6 protein-coding genes are annotated in these 2,856 nt (G+C 72.3%); 5 read left to right on the top strand and 1 reads right to left on the bottom strand.

Annotation, left to right across the window (positions count from 1 at the left end; all coding sequences use genetic code 11):
* Positions 1–197: hypothetical protein (locus ACZ3J7_RS40960; protein WP_465628491.1), on the bottom strand; the 197-nt coding region annotated here is incomplete at its 3' end.
* Positions 198–376: 179 nt separating this feature from the next.
* Between ACZ3J7_RS40960 and ACZ3J7_RS40955 the strand changes: the two genes are divergently transcribed.
* The 5 genes from ACZ3J7_RS40955 to ACZ3J7_RS40935 form a co-directional block, all read left to right on the top strand.
* Positions 377–583 carry a hypothetical protein gene (locus ACZ3J7_RS40955; protein WP_465628489.1) on the top strand — a complete coding sequence of 69 codons (207 nt, stop codon included), beginning with the start codon at positions 377–379 and terminating at the stop codon, positions 581–583.
* 58 nt (positions 584–641) lie between these two features.
* Positions 642–884 (top strand): hypothetical protein, encoded by a 243-nt coding sequence (locus ACZ3J7_RS40950; RefSeq protein WP_465628487.1) that lies wholly within the window; start codon positions 642–644, stop codon positions 882–884.
* 166 nt (positions 885–1,050) lie between these two features.
* Positions 1,051–1,287 carry a hypothetical protein gene (locus tag ACZ3J7_RS40945; protein ID WP_465628486.1) on the top strand — a complete coding sequence of 79 codons (237 nt, stop codon included), beginning with the start codon at positions 1,051–1,053 and terminating at the stop codon, positions 1,285–1,287.
* A gap of 1,068 nt (positions 1,288–2,355) precedes the next feature.
* Positions 2,356–2,580: a hypothetical protein gene (locus tag ACZ3J7_RS40940; RefSeq protein WP_465628484.1), complete on the top strand. Its 225-nt coding sequence runs from the start codon at positions 2,356–2,358 to the stop codon at positions 2,578–2,580.
* A gap of 69 nt (positions 2,581–2,649) precedes the next feature.
* On the top strand, positions 2,650–2,856 hold a 207-nt coding region (locus ACZ3J7_RS40935; protein ID WP_465628482.1), incomplete at its 3' end, for a hypothetical protein.

Below are 2,856 nucleotides of genomic sequence, written 5' to 3'. Positions count from 1 at the left end.
GGGTCGGCCCCGGCCGGGGAGGCGGCGCCGCCCGATCCGAGAATCCGCCGGCGCCCCGCGTCGGGCAGTTCGACGTCGCCCGGAGTCCCCAGGAGTGGGCCCGGGTCGGCCCGCTCGATCGGCAGCAGCCGAGGGGCGGTCGTGCTCCTGGTCGTGCTCGTCGTCGGTCCGGTGCCCAGCGGGCGGCGCGTACTCATGCACCGATTCTGCGGCCGGGCGGCGGAGTGCAAGAGGTGTCCCGTTCCTGGGTCGTGGTCCTGGTGCTCGTCGTGCTCCTGGTCGTGCTCGTCGTCCTGGTGCTCGTGCTCGTCGCTCGTCGTGGTGATGGCCGGTGTGGCTCGGCGCGTCGTGCTCCTGGGCGTGGTGCTCTGCGTGCATGAGTACGTCTTCACCGACTCCGGAGTACGGGGCGCCCTACCTGCCGGTCACCGGCCGTCTGCCGCAGCGGCCGGTCGAGCACGAGCACCAGGAGCACGACGACGTCGACGCGTACGGCTGCATGTGCTCGCCATGCCTGGCTGCCGAGATGGACGACGACCGCCGCGCTCACGACGAGAGCGAGGGCGGTGCCGACTGGTCGTGATGCATAGGTGTGGGGGCTCGTGGTCGTGCCTGGGGGCGGGGTGAGTCGTTGGCAGCTCATGAGCGATGACGGAGTGATCGGGCGGATCGAGGTCCTGCCGGAGGCGGGGCCGGGCCCGCTGGGGTGCCAGGAGTGCGCAAAAGTCCTGCGGATGTTCGAGCTGCTGGCGGCGGCGGGGTCGGGGGTCTCGGCCCGGCCGGGCGCCTGCACGACGTGCGGGACGCCGACCGCGACCGTGGCGGCCATGGTGGGCGTCCCGATGGTGGTGCTGCCGGGGTCTAGCCTCTCCGGGCATCCCTGACCCCTGGGCAACGCGGAGCCCCCCACCGGCCGGTGGGGGGCTCCTGCGCGTCTGGCGGCCGGTCCCGTACGGCGGCCTGTCGTCTGAGTACGAAACCCCATGTCGCCTGTCACAGGCGCCGGTTACGGTGGGCGATTCCTTGATCACAGAGGCGACGGGGGTCGCGGTGGACGACGTGGAGCGTGCGGAGCGGGACAGCCTGGCGGTGGCCTTGGCGGTGGTGCTGCTGATCGGTCTGGTGCTGATCGCGAGAGAGCTGGTCGGGCTGTGGTGGACGGTGGTGATCGCGTACGGGCCGCTGGTGGCGGCGTACTGCGGGCCGACGCTCGTGCGCCGGGCGGCCCTTGAAGTGGAGGTGGCCCGGTTCCGCCGGGAGGTCCGTCGTGAGGCGGCTCGGTCGTGAGGTCCGCCTGCCGTGCGGTTTGGCCGGCGGACCCGGCCCGCGGATTCGTCGCGGCCCCGGCCGGGATGGATCGGGACCTCTTCTGACTGGCTGCAGAAGAGGTGTCGGCGGCGGGGGAGGCTTGCCCGCCGGGTGATGCCCGCAGGTCAACGCCCTGGGCAAGCCCAGGCTTGCCGGAGGGGGGCTCACACCTCCGGCAGTGGTCCCGGTCCCCCTCCCGGTGCACCTGTGCAGCACCCGGTAGAGGCGTCTCCCGGTGCAACCCCCGACCGCCGGGCCGCCGGAGTGCAAGAGGTGTGCCCGTTCCTGGGTCGTGGTCCTGGTGCTCGTCGTGCTCCTGGTCGTGCTCGTCGTCCTGGTGCTCGTCGTCGATCGGGGTCCGTCGGGTCGTGATGCAAGGGTGTGGGGATTCGTGGCTCCTGGTCCTGGTGCTCGTTGAGCCGGACATGAGCGAGAGCGATGACATTGCGAGCGGGTCCAGGCCGACGCGGGAGTACGGGGCGCCGTGGCTACCGGTGAGGTGTCCGGGCGACTGCCTGTGTGCCGACTGCTCGGACGTGGCGGAGATGCGGGCCGATGCCGATGCGTGGTGGCGTGGGGAACTGGGCGGGGACGCCTGACGGCCGGTCCCGTACGGCGGCCTGTCGGCGTCGTGCTCGGGCGTCGTGAGGTCCGCCTGCCGTGCGGTTTGGCCGGCGGACCGGGCCGAGGGTGCGTGGCGGCCCCGGCCGACCCCGTTTTTCGCACGGGAGGGGCTGAGTGGGGGTCCCTCCGGTCTGGGCGGCAGGGCTTGCCCCAGAGCGCGCCGGTCGTCGGGGTGCTAAGGATCGGGCTTGCCCGACCGCGTAGCGGCGCCGTAGGCGTCCTTGGCGGCCCGGCGGGCGGTGTGCTGGCCTTCGGTGCCGGTCAGGCCGGAGGGACCCCCACGACCCCCGTCACCCCCACCGGCCCGCAGATGTCCACGGTCCCCGGCCCCTCTGGGACTGGTGGCCCCCCGGACGGGCCGCCGGAGGCGTGTCTGTACCGGAAGGTTGTACAACCCCAGCCGTGTGGTCTATGTTGTACCGCATGGCACAGAAAACACCGGCAGAGATGCGGGCGGACGCCGAAGCGGCGCTCACGCCCCTGGGGCAGGAGCGCATCCGGCTCCTGGCCCGACTGGATCAGATCGACTCGGAGTTGCGGCCTCTGGTTCTGGACGCGCTCACGGTGGAGGTCTCGGAACGTCGGATCGGGCAGCTCACCGCGCTGGCGAGGGGCACGATCCGGGCCTGGCGCGCTAAGGGCGCCTGATAACAGCAAAGCGGCCACCCAGTGCTTGGGGCACTGGATGGCCTTCGACCCAAGCGGAAGGCACTCGACATGCCCGCTCAGATCACTGACCAGGCTACCGCCCCGGTAGCCGCCCACTCGAAGAAGCTCACGGCCGCCCGGCGGACGGTGGACCGGCTGCGCCTGGAGGCGTCCGGCGCGAGCAAGGAAGCCGTTGCGGTCTGGGAGGCGGAGAACCGCGTTCAGGACCTCGAAGCCGCCGCCCGGCAGACACAGGTGGCCGCCGCCCGGCAGGCG

This window comes from Kitasatospora sp. NPDC015121 (assembly GCF_055562955.1).
This window is presented reverse-complemented; position numbering and strand designations above follow the sequence as displayed.